Genomic DNA, 25,194 nt, shown 5'->3' with positions numbered 1-25,194 from the left:
AAAAACAAATACTTGTATCTGGAGCCGAAAGCTGTAGAAAACCTCCAGGTGGCTGACTGTAGATAGACAAACGCTGTTTGCCGCCTGCTGGTTGCCTAGTAGCTGATAGCTTTCACAAATGCTTTAATTTAACTTAAGCAGGAGAGCAAATTTCAAAATGGCAACACAAAAAAAACCTGACCTGAGCGATCCTCAGTTAAGAGCCAAACTCGCTAAAGGCATGGGTCACAACTACTATGGTGAACCCGCTTGGCCTAATGACCTACTTTACGTCTTTCCAATTGTGATCATGGGTTCCTTTGCTGCAATTGTGGCTCTAGCTGTGCTAGACCCTGCAATGACCGGCGAACCAGCAAATCCTTTCGCTACACCATTGGAAATTTTGCCAGAGTGGTACTTGTATCCAGTCTTCCAGATTTTGCGATCGCTTCCTAACAAGCTTTTAGGAGTGTTAGCAATGGGTTCCGTACCTGTAGGGCTAATCCTCGTTCCCTTTATTGAGAACGTGAATAAGTTCCAAAATCCCTTCCGTCGTCCAGTTGCAACCACAGTATTCCTCGTTGGTACCTTTGTCACTCTATGGCTGGGTATTGGCGCTGCTTTGCCATTGGATAAATCTTTGACTTTGGGACTATTCTAAATTAGTCACCTCAAAGTGCTTTGACGCCTGTAAGTTTCAATAGCATATGCAGATGTGCTTTTGAAAACAATCAACAGGCGTCAATTTTAACGGGTAGCGCCAGGATTAAGAGGCTTCGGCGCAGCAAGTCTCTTAGGAATGGGGAATGGGGACTGGGGACTGGGGACTGGGGACTAGGAAGAGTTTTCTTCTCGTGCGAACGCTGCGCGAACTAAACTTGGGTAGTGTAGTGGTCTGAATCCCCGAACAATTTTCCCAGTCCCCAATCCCTAATCCCCAATCCCTAATCCCCAATCCCCAATCCCCAATCCCCAATCCCTTTTTCAACAATAATTTACTTAACATAAGTTGCTAGTTACAACCCTCAGAATGCCAAAATCTTTCATGTTTTGTATTTTGGGAAATATCATATATAAATTTAGATTTTTTTATGTCAGAGAAATTTTGCGCTATCTGCAAAATTTCATAACTAGCAGCTTGGGTTTACTTACATTCAAGTCACAGTTAATGTTTAGCATAGTGCAGCAAGAGCATCTGATGGTTAAGAGCGAACTCAGGCTCTTAAACCAGGTGCAAGAATGGTTTGAGAAATTTTGTCTGCAACACTTATCTCAACTTGGCTGGTCAAAAACCCAACTTGATCGCCTCAATTTGGCATTAGCAGAAGGTTTTACCAACGCTGTTCGTCACGCTCATCATGCTTTACCCCCGGAAACAACTATTGAGATTAAAGTTTATCTGTGGATTGACCGATTAGAGATTAGAATTTGGGATTATGGAAAACCTTTCGATCCTGATGCGATCGCAGAACCAGCCCCAGGTACTCTACAAGTAGGTGGGTATGGATGGTTTCTCCTGAGGCGGTTGGCTGACCGTGTTGTATATGAACGTGATGTAGATGGTAGAAATTGCCTGCTCATCGTCAAATACTCTGTAGAAGCACAAAAGTAAACTATTTACCCTACACCATTTTGCAAAAAACGTTAGTGTGGGCTTCTAGTATCCGATCAAATATATGGTTATTTGATTGACAAAATCATACTCCTTTTTTAATTTGAATAATATGTTTTTTACGTAAAATCGCTTAGTTGCTATATTTTTTGTAAAATTCCAAGTGATATATTTGTATAAAAATAATTAGTGAACACAGTAAAGACAGCATTCGAGTTACACTAGCTCCTTTGTTAGGATTTGTCAGCAGTGTTGAGAGTCTTAATTTTGTTCTCCAACAAATGCCATTTAGTGCTTAAAGAGATAGAGAGAATAGAGGACAAATATGACTAAGACAGCCCTAATTACAGGAATTACTGGTCAAGATGGCTACTATCTCAGCCATTTGCTCCTCAATCGTGGTTATCGAGTTGTCGGATTAGTACCCCCGCATCGACAACCTAATTTGACAAAACTGGGAACACTGGCAAATCAGGTAGAAATTTTTACAGTTGATTTGCGAGATAGTGCAGCACTGTTGACCGCAGTTGAACAACTACGTCCCCAAGAAATTTACAATTTGGCGGCTCCCAGTTTTGTACCCGACTCCTGGAACGATCCATTGGGAACCTTGGATTTGATTACTGGTACGGCTACCAGACTCTTGGAAGCAGTACGAAAGGTTGGTTTGTCTACTAGATTTTATCAAGCTAGCAGCTCAGAAATGTTTGGCGATGTATTTATTTCGCCTCAAGACGAAGAAACCCCTTTTCGTCCCAAAAATCCCTATGCTGCGGCTAAGATGCACGCCCACTGGACGATGGTGCATCACAGACAGCGCTATGGACTATTTGCCTGTAGTGGAATTTTATATAATCACGAGTCTCCTCTACGCGCACCTCAGTTTGTTACACGCAAAGTTTCTCTGGCGGCTGCATCAATTAAATTGGGTTTAACTAACACCTTAGAAATGGGTAATCTGGATGCGAAGCGCGATTGGGGCTTTGCGGGAGATTACGCAGAAGCAATGTGGCTAATGTTGCAAGTTGATGAACCAGAAGAATATGTGATTGGCACTGGTAAACTACACAGTGTTAGAGATTTAGTTACCACAGCCTTTGAGTCTGTCGGATTGGATTGGACACAGCATATAGTATTAAATACTAGTTTGTTGCGACAAGATGAGCATTTTCAACTAGTAGCTAACCCCAGTAAAGCTAAAAGAAACCTCGGCTGGGAACCCCAAGTCAGTTTTGAGGAACTTTTAGAAAAAATGGTCAAAACAGATTTAGAACGGTTACAAAGTGGTGCAATCGCGCCCTTACCGCGAGTGTAAATAACCTAACATGCAGATCACTACAGTGACAGAAAACCTCAAGTTAGGTAATAAAATTAACAAAAAAACTAACCATGTCTTCGTGTTCTTAGAAATTTTTGCCCACGAAGGTGGTATCCAATCATATATAAAAGATATTTTTCGCGCCTATTTGGGATTGAGCCAAACCTACAAGGCAGAAGTATTTTTGCTGCGAGATAGTCCTGATAGCTTAAATCCTTTTGAAGACGAGAACTTAAAATTTCATTACTTTAAAAACCAGTCCCCCTATTTGGGGAGATTGCAAATGGCAGCAGCTTTACTGAAGTGTCTATTGCAAAGCCGTCCACAGCAAGTTTTTTGCGGTCATATCAACTTAGCAGTATTAGTACAAACTCTTTGCCAGCCGTTGGGAATTCCTTATACCGTACTCACTTACGGTAAAGAAGTCTGGGAACCACTGAAAAATCAAGAACGTCGCGCCCTGACATCAGCAGTTGGAATTTGGACGATTAGTCGCTACAGCCGCGATCGCGCTTGTGGTGCTAATAGTCTAAACCCAAAAACAGTACAAATGATGCCTTGTGCAATTGATGGGGACAAATTTACTCCTGGTTCCAAGCAGCCAGAATTAATCCAGAAGTATAGTTTAACTGGTGCTAAAGTCTTAATGACAGTAGCGCGGTTATGGTCAGGGGATATTTACAAGGGTGTAGATGTCACGATTCGGGCATTACCACAAATCGCTCAAGTTTTCCCAGAAGTGAAATATTTAGTAATTGGTCGCGGTGATGACCAACCACGACTAGCACAGCTAGCAAAAGACTTAGGTGTGAGCGATCGCGTTGTATTTGCTGGTTTCGTTGCCACAGAAGAATTAATGGAACATTACCGCCTTGCTGATGCCTATATTATGCCTTCACAAGAAGGCTTTGGCATTGTTTATCTGGAAGCAATGGCTTGTGGAGTACCTGTATTATCCGGTGACGACGATGGTTCTGCTGATCCTTTACAGGATGGTAAACTAGGATGGCGAGTACCACACCGCAATCCTGATGCTGTAGCAGCGGCTTGTATAGAAATGCTTCAAGGTGATGACCAGCGATGTGATGGAGATTGGCTAAGAGAACAGGCGATCGCTCTGTTTGGCATAGATGCCTTCCAACAACACTTGCAAAAAATACTTCTATTATCAGTAATAACTAATGACAAACGACTAAAATCGCTATCCTAGAAGGAGAGCAGGACGAAATTTAAAAAATGAGCTTTAAGTCATTTCAATTGAATCTTTTAAATCTCCGCCCTTGGCTCACCCTGCTGGCAGTTGTTTGGTTGCTAGCATCAGTGGGCTTGGGTTGGTTGGTCAATTCATTGCTAATTCTTTTCGGGTTGCTATTGTTGGCACCTATTGTGGCTTTTTTTGGCTTTCGTTGGTGGCTGCAACGCAACTTGGTTGCCGATCAGTGTCCCGTCTGTGAATATGAATTTACAGGTTTAAATAACAGTCAGTTGCAATGTCCTAACTGTGGGGAGTCACTGTTAGTACGAGATAGTCATTTTCAACGCTTCACACCAGAAGGCACGATTGATGTCACTGCTGTCGAAGTTCCAGCCAAATCACTGGAAGATTAGTTATTAGTCATTGGTCATTAGTTATTAGTCATTAGTCAAGTTACTAGTGACTAATTGTTTGCTTTGGAAAATAGGATTATTTTTGTCAATTAGTATTTATGCTGAAAAAAATCAAAATAGAGTATTAAACTAACTTTTGTAGTGACTAAGGAACAAGAATTAAATAGTTCCTAAGCGTAGGCGTAGCCCGCCGTAGGCATCGCCTCACCAAAAATTGTGTTTACTATCCCTTGCTAATGACTAATAGACATCTCCGAAAATGAATGTAGAGACGTAGCAGTGCTACGTCTCTACAAGGGTTCTGGATAACGCATATTTAATTCCTGGAGATGTCTAATGACTAATGACTAATGACTATTTCTTTTTTTGCGAGATTGAGAGAGTGTAGTTATACTCTCGTTGGGATAGCTCACCTACATATAGCAAGTATTTTCCTCTCTGCCAGTAACCAGAAAGTTCTGACTTATCTCCAGAGTAACTATCTGGTAGCACACAAAAGCGTCCCCCTGGCCCGTCGATCAATAGCGTTGCCTTTCCTTGACTTTGCGCTGTTAATCGCAAATAAGGTAGTGACTCTGTAACTTGGATAACTTGATTAGGTTCAGTGGTAATATTGCCACAATTACTTTTGACACTTCCCCCAGACTTTCCGTTCAAAACCAGTGGATCTGGTTGGAGATTCCGATTAATTTGGATTGTTGGTGTTTGTGCCAAATTAGCCTCAGTGAAAACCAAACTCATCGCCAAAGCTGTAGGAATAATTGCAAGTAGTCTAAGGGTTTTCATTTTAATTAATGCTCCAGATTTTTTTAGAGCAATCAATATTGATTGTTATATTGATCTAATAGACGATAGCAATATGTCTTAGTTCCAAAAGCTGTCGTATAAAGTAATACCATTCAGTTAAGATTTATTTGTGAAGATTTGATGGATGTATTTATAGATACGTTGCATTGCAATGTCTCTACAATTAATGTCTGGAAAATAACAAGATGAGTTTACGATTAACAGACTCGATGCGGGATGTATTTAAAAACTTGATTGATGGTATAAGTTGTACAATCTCGCTTGTGATGTGATTAAATGTGCAATGAAAAATATTTGGTTCAACATAAAGCAATTCCTTCGGCCTTATCCAAAGTATCGAATGCAATCTCTTGTGTTTATAGTCATTGGATGTGTTGATGTTCAGAAGATGCACCCGCCCGCATCGAGATTACACGACGCAGCCTTAAGGATTTGGGTTTAGTGGCTCAAATAAATTAACCACCCCCAACAATAGTTACCACTTCTAAGCGATCGCCTGGTTGCACTTTTGTTTGTGGCCAAAATTGGCGGTGTAAAATTTCGCCGTTATACTCCACAGCCACCAAACGGGGATTAAAACCCAACTGTTGGAGTAAGTCGGGTAAAGAAGTTTGAAACGAACAGCTATGGGTTTCCCCATTTATCTGAATCGTAATCTCATTAGACATAATGCGTGAGGACTGGGGATTGGGGACTGGGGATTAGGGACTGGGGATTAGGGACTGGGGATTAGGGACTGGGGATTGGGGATTGGGTATTGGTTACTCACTTTGGGCAAATGACTAATGACTAATGACTCTTTTAAAGTTCTGGTTTAATGCGATTGAGTTGGGAGAGTAAATATTGTGTCACTAGGGTAGGTTGTTCGGCCTGCATGAGCGATCGCACTACCGCTACACGTTCGGCTCCAGCATCGATCACATCATTGATATTATTGGCATCTATTCCTCCAATCGCAAACCAGGGAATTGAGCAATTTTTGGCGGCATAACTGACATATTCTAGCCCTGTTGCTGCCTTACCTACTTTTGTAGGAGTTTCATAAACTGGCCCCACGCCAATATAATCTACACCTTCAGCAATTGCTGCTTGCATTTCTTCTTTGTTTGTGGTAGAGCGACCTATCAAACGTTGCGAACCCAGTAATTGCCGAGCAATGGTAATAGGCATATCTTGTTGTCCCAGATGCACTCCATCGGCATCGACAGCTAAAGCTAGATCAACGCGATCGTTAACAATGAACAAAGCGCCGTAGATGTGGCATAACTGCCGTAATTTTCTCGCCTGTTCCAGACGCAAAGAATCATCGGCGGTTTTGTCGCGGTACTGTAGAAGCGTTAATCCACCTTTGAGTGCAGCCTCGACATTGTTCAACAAATTTTCACTAGGGGAAGTAACAAGATACAAATGCGATCGCCATAACAATTGATGGCGCTGATGACCCATTAAACTACTTTCTAGGGTATAAACTTGATAGCGCATCTGTTTACAAGCTTTAGCCATATTTGGCTGATAAAGCTTGCTGTATTCTTCCAACACTCGTAATGCTTCTTCTATCCGGCAAAAGTTAGCTTGCAATACCGATTTGATACTAGCTCGTTGTTCTTCCTGAGGATGGGTTAACTCAGTCCCCAAATCGCCTGGTGTATCTCGCGCTGCCCGTAGTTCGGAGGTATGCCACTTGGCTACCTCTTGTCGCAAGCGCTTGCATTCAAGAGCCAACTGGGCATTATTCAACCCAAACCGACACCATTCCTCAATAATTCGCAAGCCTTCACGAGCGCGGTCTAAATTGGCATCTAAAATGCGGTAAACAACTTGCTGTATTTGCTCTTTTTGGCTGTATGGCTCGACCATTACAACAACCCCATTAGTGCTTTCATCAAAGTGTGAATTATCATAAGCCCTAGTAACCATAGTTAATTAATTTGCTTTTTTTTACTAGATTTTTGCTGAATCTACGCAAAACAACGTAGTAGTGAGGGTTATGGTAAATTATCCCATGTTCCTATAGACAGTGATAACGGTAGTTTGAGGCTACAGTTTTGCACTAAGTTTAGTCAAGTATTTTACGGTAAACACAAGCTTACAAAGGACTGGGAAGAGGTATACACCAGAAAATCCACAATAGAGATATGAGTGAAAAATGAATGTAGAGACGTAGCAGTGCTACGTCTCTACAAGGGTTCTGAATAAAGTATATTTAATTTCACTCCTATATCTAATAGATAAATGACGTAGGCACAATTCATCAATTGTACCTAGTACAAGAAGGCAAAAGTAAAAAGGCAAAAGTAAAAAGAAAGAATGCTTATTTTGTAAGCTTTCTGGCTATTTTAAATGGTTGGTTTATTTACGCCGTGTTGTACTAGCAAGAATTTTAGGCAACACATAATTAATTTCTGGAGAAGTCTAATATCATTTATTACTCTGTATGAAATATCGCCAATTGGTCAATATGTGAGTAATATTATCGACATAATACTCTGTAAGAGTATAAGAATTTATGATTACTTCTAAGGAGTCGTGTTAAATATGATTCTCCCTTATGTGTTTGATAAGTACCGTAGAGTAGATGTTCTGATTGCAAACCTGAGGTTTCTGAAATCAGCAAGGCTTTTATTCTTTAGTTTTTCAGTATTATTATTTACCGTCAGTCTGGGAGCGGCAAGTTTGGCGTTCCTGAGTTGCGCGTTAGCGGAGCTCGCCGGAGGCATCGCAATTCCATCGACACCAGATTCAGCACCTCTGGGTGAGAAAACACCTTCTCAGACTAACGTGCTGTTTGTCAACCCTAGCATCGGAGATGACAAGGCAGGCAATGGCAGCGAATCCACTCCTGTAAAAACGATTACCCAAGCGTTGCGATTAGCTAATGCCAATACTGTAATTATGCTTTCCACGGGTACTTATAGCGCCGAGACAGGAGAGGAATTTCCCTTAATTCTGAAATCGGGTGTTTCAATTCAAGGCAACCCTAGCAATCAAGGTAAGGACATTATTATTCAGGGAGGCGGTGATTACCTGAGTCGCAGCTTTGCCGGTCAAAATGTCACAATTGTCGGGGCAAACCAAGTCTTGCTCACTGGGGTGACAGTAACGAACTCTAACCCCCGTGGTTACGGTTTATGGATTGAATCTAGCAATCCGGTAGTTGCAGAAAATACATTTACTGGTAGTACTCAAGATGGAATTTCTGTCAGTGGTAATGCTACACCTACTATTAGTAAGAATTACTTCGATCGCAATGGAGCCAATGGCATCACAATTGCTGGTAACTCTAGTCCGCAAGTGAAGGAAAATGTCTTTCACCAAACAGGTTTTGGGATTAATATTGCCCAAAATTCCGCTCCTGTAGTTATTGGCAATCAAATTCAGAATAATAGATCGGGGATTGTGGTACAGGCAAATGCCCGCCCAATTTTGCGGAATAATTCTATTCAAGATAATAAAGAAGATGGTTTAGTTGCGATCGCTCAAGCAATGCCAGATTTGGGTAGTGCATCGGAACCTGGGGGTAATACATTTCAAAATAACGGCCGCTACGACATTAACGCCAGCGCTGCTAAACAGGTGATTTCTGCTGCTGGTAATAATCTTGTGAGCGATCGCATCACTGGTAAGGTAGATATTAACGGGACAACAGCACTCGCAACCCAAAATTCTCAACCTGCTGCCAATAATGTCTTACAAGAAATACCAGCAACCAATGAAATCACCTTTTCGGCTCCCGAAATCTCTGAAACTACTAATGGGCAAAGCAGCAACAACATTTCAGCAAATAATCCTGTTTCTACACAATTAAATACTCAACTGCTGCCATTGGTGCCAGCTAATATATCACTTTCCACCCCTAGATCCAATCAACAACCACCCACCTCAAAAGTCGCCGGATTTCCTACTCCTAGCAGCTTGTCAGGTAGACTGCCAACTAACACTCAAGCTGCACAGCCGCCTAATACACCACAGTTAAATTATGTGCGGATTGATCCTAATACGATTGAGTTTACTGCCCCTGAGTATCCATCTAATTCAGTTGCACAGCCACCAGTTCCAACTATGAGGAATCAAACACAGCAGCCATCACCAATACTAGAAACTGCTGCTTCCGGTGCTTCAGAACTTTTACCACTTCCTAACAACAATATCCCCATTGCTAATACTCGCAATTTGCGAACAAGTTCTGCAAGTATTCCATATCGTAGTAACTCTGCAACACAATTTGGTATACGTTATCGCGTAGTAGTGCCACTAGCAACTGATAGAGATAAAGATTTAGTGCGATCGCTTGTTCCTGGTGCATTTCCCACAGTTTGGGAAGGTCAAAAAGTTATGCAGGCAGGAGTATTTAGCAGTGAATATAACGCCAAAGAAATGCTCAAAACACTTTCTAGCAAAGGTTTAAGAGCCATTATGGAGCCGTTGAATTGAGTAGAGAATTGGGCATGGGGGAATAGCACTAAGATTTCTGCAAATCCATAATTCATAAGGCTTTTGAGTGTGGGGGGTGTGGGGAGAGAGGGGAGTGTGGGGAGTGTGGGGGGTAAGACTTCTTCCCCATCCTCCCACACCTCCCACACCTCCCCCAGACAAAGGTTTCACGTTTTCTTAGTGCCATTCGGGCATGGGGCAAAAGAGGCGGAGGATACTTTCACGCTTCGATCGCCCCTGAATTCAAATAGCATAGAACCAGATAACCATAAGACCGCACTATGACTCCACAACTCGAAGCTGCGATCGCTGCCATCCAACTGCTCTCATCTACAGAACGTCAACAACTGCTGCAAATCCTTACCCAAAGCAATTCATCCTCATACTCTCAAACCGATCTTAAAAATCTCAGTAATCAGTTTTGGCAAGACACCACGCTCAAGCACCTACTCGCCACCCAGACCCCTATTACCGTTCATAACCTCAAATATCTCGCTGCTGACTTTTGGCCTGAAGAAGACTCCATCGAGGATTTTCTCACCTTCCTGCGACAGCAGCGCCAAGAGGCGATTTAACTAAACTGCCATGAGTCTTTTCCTCATTGATACTGATATCGCTTCCTTCATCCTTAAAGGTAGTGATTATGCCGACCCTTACTTGCCACTTTTGAGTGGTCAGGAATTGGCACTGTCATTCATGACCGTCGCTGAACTGTTTCAGTGGGCAATTTTGCGTCAGTGGGGCGATCATCGCCTCACACAGCTAGAACAATACCTGTCGAATTACCTGATCATTCCAGTCGATCAATCCCTTTGTCGAGAATGGGCACAGGTTCGTGCCAATCGACAAAGCGTGGGACGACCAATATCCCCACAAGATGCTTGGATTGCCGCAACGGCTCTACGCTATGACTTACCGCTAGTCACTCACAATATCAAAGACTTCCTAGAAATTCCCAATCTACGGCTTATTACCCCTTCACGTTAATACCGCATTTGTATTCTTATTCTTGACAACTTGTATTTATTCGTTCGTTGCAGTCAGTCTGGCAAATATGAAGGTCAGATCCTTTTTATTAAATCATTTCAAATTTTGCTAATCCAAGTCGTTTTTTCTCACTCGTGAGAAATCCGGGTATTGCTCTTGATTTCCCTGATTGAGTCCGTTTCAACGGACAGTAGCTCTTAGCCCGAAATTTATTTCAGGGCGGGAAAGGAACGCCAAACCAAGGTTTTAGGGGTGAGGGGTCAAACAAGAGAGAGAATTGACCAACAGTCTCATTATATTCGCCCAAAACTTTTCAAACATCCTCTAAGGGCGATCGCTCTTTAAGGTGTAAAGTAAACTGAAGACAGAAATACCACAAATCCAAGAATTGCCCCCATGAGCGTTCAAATCGAATTTCAGGTTACCGCTCCACCGTTTCGTTGGGATGAAGCTGGAGGTATTCGCATTGGTCAAAGCCGCGTTACTCTTGATAGCTTACTAGCAACATACCATAACGGCTCTACACCTGAAGAAATTGCTGTTCAGTATCCCGTTCTCTATTTAGGGGAGATATACGCAGCGATCGCATACTATCTCACCCATCGCCAAGAAATCGACAATTACCTAGAGCAGCGTCACAAAAAAGCTCAACAACAGCGAAATCAATTTGTCCAGCAGTATAATTTAGCTAATCTTAGGCAGCGCTTGCGTTTCAGCATTACCTCAGCATCATGAGAGCGAAACCGGGGGTAGTGGTCAGCACTCCAGAACAATTAGAGGCTGAGTTAAAACGGCGTATTAATCAAGGTAGTTAACATAGAAACCGTTACTGACATTCCAGTAACGGGGTTTTTTCAATTTAGCAGCTTAACTCAATGTGAATTTTGGGACTTGCTTTCAGCCATCATCTCTCAACTGTCCGCTTCATCGACTTGTTCTGCTGCTGGCATCCCAATAAATTTCAATATCTCTCCATGAGGCTGTTTCAACTTAATCTCTGATTGCCAGTCATCCGGGTTAGTATACAGAAACTCTAAATTAGCGGCAATTTTTGCTGACTCCCACTCCCACCAAGATAGTTCCAACAACCGTTCTATCGTTTCAGGCTTAAACCGATATCGAATTACCTTAGCTGGATTTCCAACCACAATTGCATAGGCAGGAACATCCTTAGCAACAACAGACTGTGCGCCCACAACTGCACCATTGCCGATTTTCACTCCTGACATAATCGTTGCCCCATACCCTACCCAAACATCATGACCAATTGTTGTCGCCCCCTTGCTTGTTGCATCAGTGTAACGTTCTTCCGGTTCAGCTTCTGCGGATAACCACTTAAAAGGAAATGTTGTGGTTCTTGTCATCATGTGGTTTCCGCCACCAAAGATGACGACATCCTTCGCTAGAGAACAAAACTTTCCGATCGCAATCCGGTCGTTAGGGGTGAACAGTGCCAAACTGATGTGCCGATCAAAGTAAGTGTAGTCTCCCACAGTGAGACGTGGGTCTTGAGCATGAGCATTGAGCCAAATGGGAGGAGAAGTGTATTCGAGCATGGTTAGAGCGATTACGTGTAATGGGGAGCGAAAAGTATTATTTTCTCGTGGTTGTGAGCAGCGTCACTAACCTTGAGTATTTTCCCAACTTAGGATCATAAGTTGGGATTTAAGTTCTGACTGGATTAAAACAAGTCGCAAGTCGCAAGTCGCAAGTCGCAAGTAAGTTTTGTGACGGGGATTTAGCGCTGCATTGCGGTCTTGGGGTCTCCCCAAGAGGAGCAACTTTGCAAGACAGACCCCGACCCAAAACTTACCGGTTATTGAACCGGGGGACTTAAACCCACGGTACTCGGTTAAATAGTTGAATTATATTTATGATACTTTTGTGCGCGATCGCCTTTGCCGTAAGTTAAGTTGAGCTAAGGAAACCCATCATCTAATACTCCGACACGATTTCAAAGTACCTCAACATGACTTAGAAATACTCCAACACGACTTCAAAGTACTTCAACATGACTTGGAAGTACTCCGACACGACTTTGAAGTACCTCAACATGACTTTGAAGTACCTCAACACAACTTTGAAGTACCTCAACACAACTTTGAAGTACTCCAACACGACTTTGAAGTACCTCAACATGACTTGGAAGTACTTCAACACAACTTTGAAGTACCTCAACATGACTTTGAGGTATCTGTTACTGATTTAGTGTAACTTTTTTGACAATTTTTATAAATATCCCAGTACAATCCACTAAAAATAATTAGGTCGATCTTAATTTGCTTTAATTTTTCCGAATTATCTCTCAGAGAAGTTTATTGTTGCATTGGCTAGAGTACATGCAGTAATCCTATAACTTCCTTCAGGAGCGCAGTTTATGGCACGACTAAAACGTAGTTCACCGACTCTAGAAAAGGCTCTCCATCGAATTGCAGGAATGCGATCAATTAGCCCGACGCTAGAATTTGGCAACGGATTAAGTTTGACAGACTACGACAGCTGCATCCAAACCTTGCAAACCCAGTTATCTACCTACAACACTTTACTCTCTAGCATAGATGAAATGGCAGGTCGCCTCTCTCTAATTGAAGAAGAATTACGCGGCTACTCTGAAAAGATGTTAATGAGTGTGGCAGCCCATTATGGTAAAGACAGTTTGCAATATATCCAGGCGGGAGGCAAGCCACGCAAGAAATTATCACGCCGTTCGAGCAATACCCAATCCTCATCTCAAAGTACAGCTACAATCTTGAATGGTGCAAACAACAATGGTAAAGAAACCTCTGTTGTTTTACCTTAATCGTTCACCACTCCCTATCCTGGCTTATGATCCAAACGGGTAGCTTGCTCTAGGGCGGCTTTTTCTTTGGCTCGGCGGACATAGGGTTGTAATTGGGTGCGATCGCAACCTGTTAAAATAATCAAGTTTTCCAAGGTGATTCCCCGCATCAACATTTCTACACGCCAGGTTTGTTGTGCTTGTGCTATGGCTGGCGTTTGTCCTTGGGGAGTTAATAGCCCTTCACTCCATACTTGCCAACGTGTCTCAAGCTCTGATTCTGAGATGGGCGTACCTGTTTCATTCAGAAACATGGCTGTTTGAGCATCTTTACGACTTTTCAGCCATTTGATTAAGGGATTATTGGTAAAAGAACCGTAGCGTTTGCCCAAAATCCACTGATTTACAGGTACTTGACGGACAAATCCTGGTATTGTAATTTGCAAGAAGTGCCCTTGAGTATCGTATATTTGGTGCATTCGCTCCAAGCTAATTATTTCTGTAGCGGATAACCCAGCCCCAAATAACACGTAAGCCAAGGCATAATCTCGGATGCCAAATTTCCTGGCTTGTTGCAGAATTTCGTTAACTAAACTAGCTGGTAAATCAGCTACTTCTGTGGTGATGAATCCTCCTTGTAAACAGTTTGTTGCTGATTCGGCTGAAGATGACATGGCTCCATGTAAAAACAACTCCACCAAATTTTCCAAAAAATCATCTCGATCCTCCCAAAGTTCGTGAAATTCGCTGGTGAACTCAATTACGGCATATCCCAAGATCATCCCATTTAGCAAACTGGCTAATTTTTCTGCGGGTAAATAGGTATTTAGGTGTCCTTGCTGGATTACAGTAGCTAAATACTGAGCTACATAGCGGTTTGCTTCTGTTACTCCCCTGCCTAGAGCGCGGCGATTTTCTGCCGGAAATTGGTCGGCCTCACCCACCACAGACCGGACGAACTCTGGCACTCGTTCTAATGCATGTAAGCTGTCACTTGCATAATCTTTAAGAGCTTGGTAGACATTGCCGGGAGGCATTGCCCGCCGTACCAGCGACTCACCTAAATCCTTGAAGGCTGCGGACTCTTCCAGCACAGCCAAAAGCAGCCCGTGCTTATTGCCAAAATTCCGAAATAGAGTCACTTCATTGACTTCGGCTTTTTCAGCAATTTGACGGGTTGTAGTGGCGCTGACTCCATGAGCAGAAAACAACTCAAGTGCAGCTTGAATCAGGCGTTGACGAGTGGAAATGAGTTGAGAAGACATAAAGAAATGCAAGTGGCACTTGCACGGAAATTAGAGTTCTGCTAGCATAACAAATGTAAGTGCTACTTGCTTTACTTTACTGTAACTAACTGGTGACAGTGCGGGTAAATCCTTCGTGGGATTATGCCCAATAAAAAGTAAATCACTTCATCATCCATTAACAGGAATTTTTATGACCGCAAATTTTGGGGCCATCGCCCCTGAGAGAGGCAACTCACCTCGACTCAGTTGGACAAATGTGGTGTTTTTTGCTACATTTCATGCTTTAGCACTTCTGGCTCCTTGGTTTTTTTCCTGGTCAGCATTAGCTTTGCTAGTGTTTCTGCACTGGTTATTCGGGAGTATTGGTATTTGCCTGGGATATCACCGATTACTGAGCCATAAAAGTTTCCAAGTTCCTAAGTGGTTAGAGTATGCGATCGCCCTCATTGGAGCGCTGGCTTTGCAAGGCGGGCCAATTTTTTGGGTAGGTGGACACCGCCAGCATCACGCCCACACAGAAGACATCAATTTAGATCCCTATTCTGCCCAAAGAGGATTTTGGTGGAGTCATATACTATGGATTTTCTACCCACGTCCAGAATTTTTTGACTATGAAACCTATAAAAAATATGCCCCAGACTTAGCAAGACAACCTTTTTATTGCTGGCTGGATCGCTACTTCTTACTGTTGCAAATACCCTTCGGGCTGCTGCTTTATGCCTTGGGAGGATGGTCTTTTGTGTTCTATGGAGTATTTCTCAGATGTGTCTTGCTTTGGCACTCAACTTGGTTTGTGAACTCAGCATCACACCTGTGGGGTTATCGCACCTTTGATGCTAATGATGGCGCTCGTAATCTTTGGTGGGTATCTCTCGTCACTTATGGAGAAGGATGGCACAACAACCATCATACCTATCCCCACATGGCGAAATCTGGGTTATCTTGGTGGGAAATTGATGTTACTTGGTGGAGCATCTTAGCTTTGCAGACTTTGGGTTTAGCCAAAAAAGTTGTCTCGCGTCCTCCTCAAGGTGCAATTCACGGCTAAATTACAACTCAATTATCAGGAATTTGTTAAGCCGACTGCGGGAAGCAATCGGCTTAATATTTTTGGCACTTCCAAATAAAAAAATATTCAATTAACTCTTGTGGGGTGGGCAACATGAGCGCCCAGTTTATATGGCGGGCAAGATGCCCACCCCACAATATTGGATAATTTATTTCTTGGAGTTCCCTAACTTGTTACTTAGTTCAAAAAATTTGGACTACCACTACCACCATTCCAACCAACAGCAGGAATTTCCAGTAGACTATCTGTAGCTTTACCAGTGCCATCATTGGTAACGTGTGTAGAGTTACCCGGATGTCCATTGGGGACAAACAGTTGTGGGTGGTCAAAAGGCGCTTTATCATACCTAACTCGCTCATCAGTCAGTCCTTTTAAAAAGGCGACCAATTGCTGTTTTTCTTCCAGTGAAAGGTTCAGTGGACCAAGAGCGCCAAAATCACCACCCCGATTGTAAAAATCAACCACTTGTTCTAAGGTTGCCTGACCTCCATTGTGGAAGTAGGGAGCGGTGAGTTCCACATTGCGAAGTCCAGGTGCTTTGAGGGCTCCGTTTGCAGACACAGTTTCACTAGGATTTAACGGTGGAGTGAGGACAGGAGGATTTTCGCCGAGGAGAAGCTGAAATTTGCCCAATTGAGCCAATCGTGCTTCTGAAAGCGGATTACCTTGACCGTTACCAAACAAACCGTCATTACCACCCAAACCGGGATCGTCTGTGGCAGGTCTGACGCCGATATTGAAAAAGCCAGTGTCTTCGGGAGATTTTGCACCGAACGGCGCACGTCCGATTCGTCCGTTTTGAGTCACGCTGCTCACTGAAGCAGATGTTAATTCTAATCCAGTGTGGCAACCAATGCAGCCAGCTTTGCCCTCAAATATTTGTTTCCCTTTTTGCTGCTGCGGGGTTAGGGCAGTGGTGTTTCCTTCTAAGAAGCGATCGTAGGGCGTATCATTGGCAATGAGTGTAGACTCGTACAACTGAATTGCTAGCCCAAAGAATAGCGAGAAGTTGTACTCCGTCAATGTGTACTCATTAGTCTCCAAGGAGCGATCGGGCTTTTTGACAATATTTCGTTGACCTTGAGCATCAACTTGGATAAGTCGATTAGACTTCCACCACTCTGGCTTGAAGGCATCTTGAATCATCTGCTCATAAGTTCTATCTTTGAGTCCAGGTTTGGGCCACCTACTATCTCGACCTAAAACGCTGTCTTGTGGATGCACAACCTGTTTACCTAAAGGTCTGAGGGTAAATAACTTTTTCCCAAGTTTTCGGGGGAGCTTTTTACCATTACTAATTAGTCCGAACTTATCACCAATTTCTTGAAAAGTACGACCATCACTAGACAACTCGGTAGAATTGAGTGGCGGGCCGACTGCTTGGGAAGCCAAAGACGAATTATTCAGGCTGATTTTGACAAATTTAGGCTGATTTGGGTTCTCGGCTTTGACGACAGAGGCGTTAGGATCTCTTAAACCAAAGGGATTCACCCCATTAAAGATATTTTGTGCCCTTCCATCCCAGAAGTTGCGGAAGTTGAATGCTGCATTAATTACAGTTGGCGTATTACGCCCCTGGACGTGGCGCACATTTATACCACCCACATTAAACACTGGATCTGGCTCGTTTATTACTTGGTCTTCTGCACTACCAGGTATAACATCAACAAACTTCGTATTGAAAGCCCCTTGAGAGGAACTGACATCGTTTTTGTCTGATACAAGAGTCGTAGGATCGTTTGGGTTTGACAGCTTGTGGAATGGGAAATCTCCTGGCTTGAGCTGGTAGTTTGGTGATCCACCTACATTAAAAATTGTATCTGGATTGGCTGTACCATCGGCGTTAATTCGCAAAAGCCCAGGACCGATCTGATTTTTGGATCTATTGTCGGCTCCAGCATGGAAGTGGCAACTAGCACAAGAAGTTTCTCCATCACTCCCAACCTGCATATCCCAGAAAAGAGCTTTTCCTAACTTGATGGCGGCTACTTTGTCTTTTACAAAGTCTCCAAGATTGTCAGGCTGTGGAACCGATACGCTCTTGAGCGAGGCTAGAGGCGGCGGCGTGACTTGGGCTGATACAGTATTTCCAGCTATTATTGCGACCAAGAGAATGGCAGCAATTATTATAGTCCTGGAAAATCTTGATCTCAGGTACTTAAGCTTGCTATATCTGAATTTCCACTCTTGCCTCTGTATCTTTGTCACTAAAGATTTGAGCAAAAATCGACCTCTTGAGGACAAAAGCAAGAAAATTGATAAGCTAGCAATAAAAACTACTAAGCTGATTATGGGTATAATCCCCATAGTTTTTTGTAAAAAGATAACATCGAAATAGAGTATACATTTATGACTGAGTTTGAAATTTAATATTCATGTAAAATAATTACGTAATTTACAAATTTTTCGTAAACAAAAAATACTTACTTCAAGCTACAAATAAATTGAGTAGGGTAGGTAAGCTCTATATTACTGAATTTGCATATATTGGGCGGGCGAGATGCTTATCCCACAAGAAATGTACAATTTCAGATTATGTAAACTAGATGTAGTTTAGTTTATTAAGATATTTTCTTAATAAGAGTTAAAACCTGAGATATACAAATTAGATATGTTTCAGCTTACAATTAGCCCTACTTTGAGTAGGATATTTGAATGTCACTACATCAAAATTCTGGTCGGTGGCGCTTAGGGCTAACGTTATCGCTATTGACGGTCTTATTGTGGGGAATTTTACCTATTGCTCTGACGGTAACTCTACAAGTACTTGATGTCTATACCGTTATTTGGTTTCGCTTTTTGATATCATTTTTTCTGCTTGCCATGTATTTAGGAATACGCGGTAAATTACCAAAGTTAGAACAATTACGTTCTGCTTCTGGGAAATTATTAGCGATCGCAACACTTTTTTTAGGGATTAATTACTTTTTCTTCATGCATGGTTTAGCGCTGACATCGCCTGCTAATGCTGAAGTTCTCATTCAATTATCTAGCCTTTTATTAGGTTTTGGAGGATTAGTTATTTTTAAAGAACGTTACCGACTGTCTCAATGGATTGGTGTAAGTGTAATGATTTGCGGTTATCTTTTATTTTTTCGGGAACAACTCACAAATTTAATTACAGCGCATGGCACTTACATACTCGGTAGTTTCTTGATTGCACTAGGATCGGCAGCATGGGCTATTTATGCTTTGGCACAAAAGCAATTATTACAATCTTTATCTTCCCCTAGTATTATGCTGATTATTTACGGGGGATGTGCTTTATTATTCACTCCTCTAGCCAGAGTTAAATCACTTTTTATACTTGATGGGTTCCATTTAGGAATGTTAGTTTTCTGTGCTTTGAATACTTTAATCGCTTACGGTGCTTTTGCCGAATCATTAGAACATTGGGAAGCATCACGAGTAAGTGCAGTAATCGCTCTAGCTCCCATTGTGACATTAATCTCAGTTGTAGTTGTATCAGTTATTGCACCTTCTTTAACACCACCAGAACATTTGACTTTTATCGCAATATTAGGTGCAGGTTTAGTAGTCACAGGTTCAGTAGCGATCGCCTTGGGAAAAGCTGATGAATTGCCATGATTTTCAGGATTTTTACTGGGTTTTTTAGCTAGTGAATTCGTGCTTTATTCAAAGCTACAACATAAATACTGAGGCAGAGTATTTTTTATTTGTTATGATTTAATAGTGAAGGCAAGCTACTGAAGTCAGACGGATACTTTACCCATCTGCGTGACTTTGTAGTTTTTAATTGTTGACTTGATAGCCGAAAAATCCTTGAAAAAGCATTCAAAAATCAGAATTCAGGAGTCAGCATAAATTACTAGGTAAATTGGGAATCACTACTTTTTTTAACCACTAAATCTAAAATTTGGTGGGGATTTTAAACCCATTTATACCCATTATTTTCAGCAAGCTACATTCGCAAGTCATACATAATTCATCCTGAGTTATAACTCCTGACTCCTAAATTCTGTTTTGATAAAATTGAGGCTAATAACTTTAAGTAAACTAAGCAGGGCGCCCGAATAACTACCAAAGCCAACACCCGATAAAAACAGACCACTGAAACAGTTGAGCGATGAATAGTTTGTTTGGTAATTGGGCCAGCACCCTCAGAAAAAATTCCCTATTGCTGGTTCTTTCAATGGTGCTGCCAACGTTTGGAATTAGTAATTCTGTCTTGGCAGCAGAGCGGATTTATGCATCTTATTCAGCTTTAGAGCTTTCCATTTCAGTCTCCACTTTAGAAAACTACGCCAAAACAGGTGTAATTAACGAAGACTTGGCAGCTTATCAGCAATATCTGCCTCTAGAACAGCTTCAAGAATTGCGGCGGATTTTGCTTAATCGTGTGAAAGTTAGTCCGATAGTAGTTTCGCAACTTCTCTACACACCGCAAGGAGAATTTTTACTGCATCGGTTGGCGCAAGTGATTATAAATAAATCTTCTCAGCCAAAAACAGAATTTAGTGCCTTGCGTTCGGCGCTAATTTTAGCTTCTGGCGAATCGGGAGGGTTGACACTTTTGAATGTGTTGCGGAAATATCCTAGCAGCAGCATTCGCCTTGATGTCGCCGAGACTTTGGAAATATCTACGGAATTGGAGAAACTTGTTAACCAAACCCATCGGGCGATCGCAGCAGTTTCCCAAAAGTCTAAAATAGAAGCTGCTACCATTTCTCAACCAAATTTCTCGCAATTACCAGATTTACAGGTTCCGGGAAAGTTGAAGTCGCAAAAATACATCCTGAAGTTTTTCGACTCAAGGCGCAATCGGCTTTTATTGACTGATGTTTACATTCCCAATGTGCAGAACGCTGCACCAGTAATTGTCATTTCTCACGGTTTGGGTTTAGATAGCAGCAACTTTCAATATTTAGCCACTCATCTAGCTTCCTACGGATTTGCCGTTGTCGTTCCCAATCATCCTGGTAGTGATGCTAAACAATTGCGTTCTCTGTTAAATGGACACGCCATTGAAGTAGCAGAACCAGGAGAATTTCAAGACCGACCAATGGACATAACATATATCTTGAATCAATTGGAAAAAGGTAATCAATCTGATTCACGGTTTAAAGGTCGCTTAAATCTGCAACAAGTCGGAGTATTTGGTCAATCTTTGGGAGGCTACACAGCCTTAGCCTTAGCAGGGGCTAAAATCAACTTTGAGCAGCTAAAACAAGACTGTCAACCAGCAGCACTACAAAATACCTGGAATATGTCTTTACTGCTCCAATGTCGCGCTTTGGAATTGAGCAGCAAGTCTGACAAGGATTATAACTTGCGCGATGAGAGAGTGAAAGCTGCGATCGCAGTTAATCCCGTTACTAGTTCGATTTTCGGCAAAGCTGGCTTAAGTCAAATCAAAACTCCAGTGATGATTGTCGGCAGTAGTGATGATACAGTTGCACCAGCTTTATCTGAACAAATTTTACCTTTCTCCTGGTTGACAAATTCACAAAAGTATCTCGTCATGCTTGTAGGTGGCACTCACTTTTCCACCATTGGTAATGGTAATCCTGCAAATCGACAAGTAGCATTACCTGCCGATATGATTGGTGATGCTTCCCAAGCGCGTCGTTATATGAATGTTTTGAGTTTACCTTTCTTCCAAACATACATTGTCGGAAAGTCACAATACACCCCCTACCTAAATGCAGGCTACGCTCAAAGCATTTCTAGTAAGTCCCTTGGCTTAAGTCTTGTCAAGTCATTGAATACAACCGAATTAGCTCAATTGCTGGATATTAAAGGAGGCAAAACCGCAAAAAAAAACTCCCCAACACCATAGTCAGCTTCGGATTTTGGATGTTGGATATTGGCGTTGCATTGCTGCATGTGATGATTTTTATTTGACTTGAACATAAAAAAGGGCGAGTCAGACACCATTGGTGTCAACTTCAACGTGAAAGCAAGTCTAGAACCAGCTTTTAGACCAATACGGTTCAGTTAAGGTTAAAACTCTTTGTCAAACTCAATTTTTTTAACGAACCGCAGAGGCGCAGAGGAAACAGAGAGAAGAAAAAAATGCTTAACTGAACCGTATTGGCTTTTAGACTGCCTCGTTCCCAGTCTCCGACTGGGGATGCTCGTCGTTGGGGCTGCTGCCTCTCTTACTGGCGGCAGAGCCACCAGGAGCAGCATTTCCAGCCGGAGGCTGGAAACGAGATTAAGGGCGAGTCAGACACCCACCCCGAAGCAAAAATTAGTGTAGTCCTCACAACACCTTGCACTGTCCATGATGCCGTAACAAATGATCGCATAATACCAGGGCTACCATCGCCTCAACCATTGGAACTGCACGGGGTAACACACAAGGATCGTGCCGTCCTTTTGCCGCTAATAGGGTTTCTTCACCTTCACGAGTTACTGTTTTTTGCTCTTTTCTAATTGTCGCCGTTGGCTTAAATGCAACTCGTAAAATGATATTTTCTCCGTTGGAAATTCCCCCTTGAATACCACCAGAACGGTTAGTTACAGTGCGAATTTCACCATTTTCATCAATATAATATTCGTCGTTATGCTCAATTCCGGTTAACAGCGTCCCCCCAAAACCGGAACCAATTTCAAAGCCTTTGCTAGCAGGGAGAGACATGACACCCTTAGCGATATCAGCTTCTAATTTATCAAATACTGGTTCGCCCAAACCTTTCGGTACATTACGCGCCACACATTCTACGACACCGCCGATAGAATCACCAAGTCTACCAACTTGTTCAATTAATTCAATCATGCGATCGCTACATTCAGCATCAGGACAACGGACGATGTTGCTTTCAACCTGTTCTAAGGTAACGGTGTTGGGATCAACTACACCTTCCAAGTCTTTGATGCGCTTGACGTAAGCGATAACTTCAACATTGGCAACTTGACGAAGAATTTTTTTAGCGATCGCACCTGCTGCTACTCTGCCAATTGTCTCACGCGCTGACGATCTCCCCCCACCTTGCCAATTGCGAATGCCATATTTTGCATCATAAGTTGCATCCGCATGAGAAGGGCGATACTTATATGCCATCTCATCGTAGTCTTGGGGACGAGTGTCTTTGTTCCGTACCAAAATTGCAATGGGCGTTCCTAGTGTTTTGCCTTCAAATACCCCTGATAAAATCTCACAAGTATCGGCTTCTTTGCGAGGGGTCGTAATTTTACTTTGTCCCGGACGCCTTCTATCTAGTTCTACTTGAATTTCTGCTGCTGAAATTTCTAGTTGTGGAGGACAACCATCAATCACAACCCCCACACCGCCGCCGTGAGATTCACCAAAAGTAGTGATGCGAAATAGATGACCAAAAGTGTTGCCCATGATCTGAAAGAAAAAGGATTAGGCTTATGTATTTTACCTAGAGTTTGTGCAAAAGTTAATTTTTGTGATTTAAACCTCGTCCATGTTGAAACCTGGAGTTTTGAATTATTCTATTGTGTCTCTTCTCTCAGTGCCCTCTGCGTCTCTGTGGTTAGTTAAAAAAATTGACTTTGACAAAGGGTTTTAGTCTTAACTGAACCGTATTGTTCCATAGCCAGGTTAGCGCAGTTGATCACATCTGCCCAAGTTGCAATCACACGACCTTCAGAGGGGAGCATCTCAAATGTGTAAAAACATATTTTGTCATTGCGTTCGCCCTTGGCGTTCCCGTAGGGTACGTAATGAAATGGAGCGTTCGTGTAGCGTCTCATAGAGAAGAGACGCTACACGAACGCTTCATTCGCAATGATAATCTGTTATCTTAGTCAATTTGCAAAATTGGCATGCTTCCCCTTCAGAGTCAATGTATGAGATTACTTCTTTACTAAAAAATACGCTGTCGCATAGTCTGGCAATTGTGTGATATTCTGCCCAAATTCTTTTTTATTATTAAAAATACCTGCCAAAAAATCGAGTTGATAAAGATTGGGTAAAAAGGCTCCACCTGTATCAGCAATAACTCCCATTTGCAGATGTTTACGACCACCTTGAGTATGCTCAATCACAACCACTTTACCTAAACCAATATTCAAAACATCTCCAGCAAAAGTGACTCCAGGTTTTATAGAAATTTTTGCATCTATTTTGTATCCATAGCCTTTAATAGCATCAACTTCTCTAAAATACCAATAACGCTTTTGTGCTGTTGCTTTTAAACCGCGAATATAAGACATTCCATTATTTCTGTCTACATTAAAAAAAGCCTTATAACCATCTGTAAAATTAATCAGAATTGTTCCTTCCATAATTGCTTCTTCTAAGCCATTTCTGGTTAGATAAGCAAGAGTTGTAACTTTACCAAATTCTCTACCGCCTGGTTCATAAATACCAGATAAAACATCCTGTTTTGTGTATCTAGTATAGAACTTATCGTTATTAGAGTTTTCTTTTAAGCTATAAATTGGTGTATTAAAAGTAGAGGTTTTCTTACGAGAACCAGGATGAGTAAAGACAGCATATTTAGTAATTCGTAATTGTTTTTGCTGTTTACTATTTGGGTTATAGGCAGACCATTTAATGACTCGAAAATTGGTATTGATAAATTTAGGGTCTTGTAAACGAGTAGCTCGATTATTAGCAGTATCCTCTTTTAAGACAGCAATCATGAAATCCAAAGTTTTGAGGACATCTTGCACAGTAACTCCTTGAGTGGCAAGTATTCCTGCACGTAGAATATCTGGGTCTGCTGAAGCATAATCTTGAAAATATTTTCTAGTATTAACGAGAACGGTTAATAAATCTCCTTGATTGAATTTAACCTTACTATTTGGCAGTTTTCCTGGAGTAGCAATCTGGGTGCCATTAATGCTAAATTTATATTTTTTAAATTCATCTACAACTGGATAGGGTGAAGATGCTGCTAATAAATTTTGTCGAGATGAAAAAAAGTTTTGCTTCCCTATAGTTTCATCAGATATTTGTTGAGTGAAAAAAGGATTTTGAAGCTTTGAGGTAAGTGGATCGGCAACTTGATTGGAAGTGAAAGAAATCTGTGATTGAAATGGGGCAAAATTATCTTTTGTAAAAGACTGATCTGCTTCAGCTAGCTGTTGAGTTTTTGACTGATTATATAAATAGCTACTGGCTAAACTAACAAGTAGTAAACCAGCAAAACCGACTGTGAGGTAGAATTTTTGCTTAAATAAGATATTCATAAATTGGAAAATAAATTCCTACTTCAATATGTGAATTTTGAATTGTTTAACCGAGTACCGTGGGTTTAAATCCCCCGGTTCAAAAAATAAGCAAGTTTTGGGTCGGGGTCTAAATCCCCGGACGCGACTCGAAAATACTCGCTTGCCGCCGGCGCTATCGCAGACTCGCTTTGCGCGTCGCTTTCACAAAACTTAATTACGAATTACGAATTACGAATTACGAATTAT

Annotated in this window: 22 protein-coding genes; 14 read left to right on the top strand and 8 right to left on the bottom strand. The window is 42.0% G+C overall.

Going from position 1 to position 25,194, the window contains the following annotated elements; translation table 11 throughout:
• The first annotated feature begins 157 nt into the window (after positions 1–157).
• From petD to V7K76_RS20160, 5 genes are all read left to right on the top strand, one after another.
• Positions 158–640 carry a cytochrome b6-f complex subunit IV gene (petD, locus tag V7K76_RS20180; protein ID WP_334778892.1) on the top strand — a complete coding sequence of 161 codons (483 nt, stop codon included), beginning with the start codon at positions 158–160 and terminating at the stop codon, positions 638–640.
• Between the two features lie 507 nt (positions 641–1,147).
• A complete protein-coding gene (locus V7K76_RS20175) occupies positions 1,148–1,591 on the top strand; it encodes an ATP-binding protein (RefSeq protein WP_334778891.1) in 444 nt (147 codons plus the stop codon).
• Positions 1,592–1,916: 325 nt separating this feature from the next.
• Positions 1,917–2,906, top strand: coding sequence for a GDP-mannose 4,6-dehydratase (locus V7K76_RS20170; protein ID WP_334778890.1), 990 nt, complete (start codon positions 1,917–1,919; stop codon positions 2,904–2,906).
• 10 nt (positions 2,907–2,916) lie between these two features.
• Positions 2,917–4,119 (top strand): glycosyltransferase family 4 protein, encoded by a 1,203-nt coding sequence (locus V7K76_RS20165; RefSeq protein ID WP_334778889.1) that lies wholly within the window; start codon positions 2,917–2,919, stop codon positions 4,117–4,119.
• Between the two features lie 26 nt (positions 4,120–4,145).
• Positions 4,146–4,517, top strand: a complete 372-nt coding sequence (locus V7K76_RS20160) for a hypothetical protein (protein WP_334778888.1) — start codon at positions 4,146–4,148, stop codon at positions 4,515–4,517.
• Positions 4,518–4,871: 354 nt separating this feature from the next.
• Here V7K76_RS20160 and V7K76_RS20155 read toward each other — a convergent pair whose 3' ends face one another.
• The 3 genes from V7K76_RS20155 to V7K76_RS20145 form a co-directional block, all read right to left on the bottom strand.
• Positions 4,872–5,303 (bottom strand): hypothetical protein, encoded by a 432-nt coding sequence (locus V7K76_RS20155; protein ID WP_334778887.1) that lies wholly within the window; start codon positions 5,301–5,303, stop codon positions 4,872–4,874.
• Between the two features lie 476 nt (positions 5,304–5,779).
• Positions 5,780–5,992, bottom strand: coding sequence for a sulfur carrier protein ThiS (gene thiS, locus V7K76_RS20150; RefSeq protein ID WP_289795252.1), 213 nt, complete (start codon positions 5,990–5,992; stop codon positions 5,780–5,782).
• A gap of 133 nt (positions 5,993–6,125) precedes the next feature.
• Positions 6,126–7,241 carry a thiamine phosphate synthase gene (locus tag V7K76_RS20145; RefSeq protein WP_334778885.1) on the bottom strand — a complete coding sequence of 372 codons (1,116 nt, stop codon included), beginning with the start codon at positions 7,239–7,241 and terminating at the stop codon, positions 6,126–6,128.
• Between the two features lie 618 nt (positions 7,242–7,859).
• On the opposite strand from V7K76_RS20145, the gene V7K76_RS20140 reads away from it, so the two are divergent.
• The 4 genes from V7K76_RS20140 to V7K76_RS20125 all read left to right on the top strand — a co-directional run bounded on the left by V7K76_RS20140 (position 7,860) and on the right by V7K76_RS20125 (position 11,477).
• A complete protein-coding gene (locus V7K76_RS20140; RefSeq protein ID WP_334778884.1) occupies positions 7,860–9,755 on the top strand; it encodes a DUF1565 domain-containing protein in 1,896 nt (631 codons plus the stop codon).
• Between the two features lie 281 nt (positions 9,756–10,036).
• A complete protein-coding gene (locus V7K76_RS20135) occupies positions 10,037–10,330 on the top strand; it encodes a hypothetical protein (RefSeq protein ID WP_334778883.1) in 294 nt (97 codons plus the stop codon).
• 10 nt (positions 10,331–10,340) lie between these two features.
• Positions 10,341–10,742 carry a type II toxin-antitoxin system VapC family toxin gene (locus tag V7K76_RS20130; protein WP_334778882.1) on the top strand — a complete coding sequence of 134 codons (402 nt, stop codon included), beginning with the start codon at positions 10,341–10,343 and terminating at the stop codon, positions 10,740–10,742.
• 396 nt (positions 10,743–11,138) lie between these two features.
• Positions 11,139–11,477, top strand: coding sequence for a DUF433 domain-containing protein (locus V7K76_RS20125; RefSeq protein ID WP_334778881.1), 339 nt, complete (start codon positions 11,139–11,141; stop codon positions 11,475–11,477).
• Between the two features lie 176 nt (positions 11,478–11,653).
• Here the strand turns inward: V7K76_RS20125 and V7K76_RS20120 are convergent, their stop codons facing one another.
• A complete protein-coding gene (locus V7K76_RS20120) occupies positions 11,654–12,298 on the bottom strand; it encodes a CatB-related O-acetyltransferase (protein ID WP_334951426.1) in 645 nt (214 codons plus the stop codon).
• A gap of 460 nt (positions 12,299–12,758) precedes the next feature.
• Here V7K76_RS20120 and V7K76_RS20115 point away from each other — a divergent pair, with 460 nt between their 5' ends.
• Together V7K76_RS20115 and V7K76_RS20110 are read left to right on the top strand one after the other, a co-directional pair.
• A complete protein-coding gene (locus V7K76_RS20115) occupies positions 12,759–12,956 on the top strand; it encodes a hypothetical protein (RefSeq protein WP_334951428.1) in 198 nt (65 codons plus the stop codon).
• 163 nt (positions 12,957–13,119) lie between these two features.
• Positions 13,120–13,542 carry a hypothetical protein gene (locus tag V7K76_RS20110; RefSeq protein WP_335029964.1) on the top strand — a complete coding sequence of 141 codons (423 nt, stop codon included), beginning with the start codon at positions 13,120–13,122 and terminating at the stop codon, positions 13,540–13,542.
• A 14-nt stretch (positions 13,543–13,556) separates the two neighbouring features.
• Here the strand turns inward: V7K76_RS20110 and V7K76_RS20105 are convergent, their stop codons facing one another.
• Positions 13,557–14,786, bottom strand: a complete 1,230-nt coding sequence (locus V7K76_RS20105; RefSeq protein ID WP_334778876.1) for a TetR family transcriptional regulator — start codon at positions 14,784–14,786, stop codon at positions 13,557–13,559.
• A gap of 172 nt (positions 14,787–14,958) precedes the next feature.
• Between V7K76_RS20105 and V7K76_RS20100 the strand changes: the two genes are divergently transcribed.
• The gene (locus tag V7K76_RS20100) at positions 14,959–15,816 is read left to right on the top strand and encodes an acyl-CoA desaturase (RefSeq protein WP_334778875.1); all 858 of its coding nucleotides are present in this window, start codon (positions 14,959–14,961) and stop codon (positions 15,814–15,816) included.
• 198 nt (positions 15,817–16,014) lie between these two features.
• Here V7K76_RS20100 and V7K76_RS20095 read toward each other — a convergent pair whose 3' ends face one another.
• Positions 16,015–18,144, bottom strand: coding sequence for a cytochrome-c peroxidase (locus V7K76_RS20095; RefSeq protein ID WP_335029963.1), 2,130 nt, complete (start codon positions 18,142–18,144; stop codon positions 16,015–16,017).
• Positions 18,145–18,492: 348 nt separating this feature from the next.
• Between V7K76_RS20095 and V7K76_RS20090 the strand changes: the two genes are divergently transcribed.
• Together V7K76_RS20090 and V7K76_RS20085 are read left to right on the top strand one after the other, a co-directional pair.
• Complete coding sequence (locus V7K76_RS20090; protein WP_334778871.1) at positions 18,493–19,425, top strand: DMT family transporter; 933 nt, start codon at positions 18,493–18,495, stop codon at positions 19,423–19,425.
• Between the two features lie 499 nt (positions 19,426–19,924).
• Complete coding sequence (locus V7K76_RS20085) at positions 19,925–21,637, top strand: alpha/beta hydrolase (RefSeq protein ID WP_334778870.1); 1,713 nt, start codon at positions 19,925–19,927, stop codon at positions 21,635–21,637.
• A 426-nt stretch (positions 21,638–22,063) separates the two neighbouring features.
• Here the strand turns inward: V7K76_RS20085 and aroC are convergent, their stop codons facing one another.
• Positions 22,064–23,152, bottom strand: a complete 1,089-nt coding sequence (gene aroC / locus V7K76_RS20080; RefSeq protein ID WP_334778869.1) for a chorismate synthase — start codon at positions 23,150–23,152, stop codon at positions 22,064–22,066.
• Between the two features lie 473 nt (positions 23,153–23,625).
• Complete coding sequence (locus V7K76_RS20075) at positions 23,626–24,966, bottom strand: hypothetical protein (RefSeq protein WP_334778868.1); 1,341 nt, start codon at positions 24,964–24,966, stop codon at positions 23,626–23,628.
• Between the last annotated feature and the right edge of the window lie 228 nt (positions 24,967–25,194).

This window comes from Nostoc sp. (genome assembly GCF_036917975.1).
Lineage (GTDB): Bacteria > Cyanobacteriota > Cyanobacteriia > Cyanobacteriales > Nostocaceae > Nostoc.
This window is presented reverse-complemented; position numbering and strand designations above follow the sequence as displayed.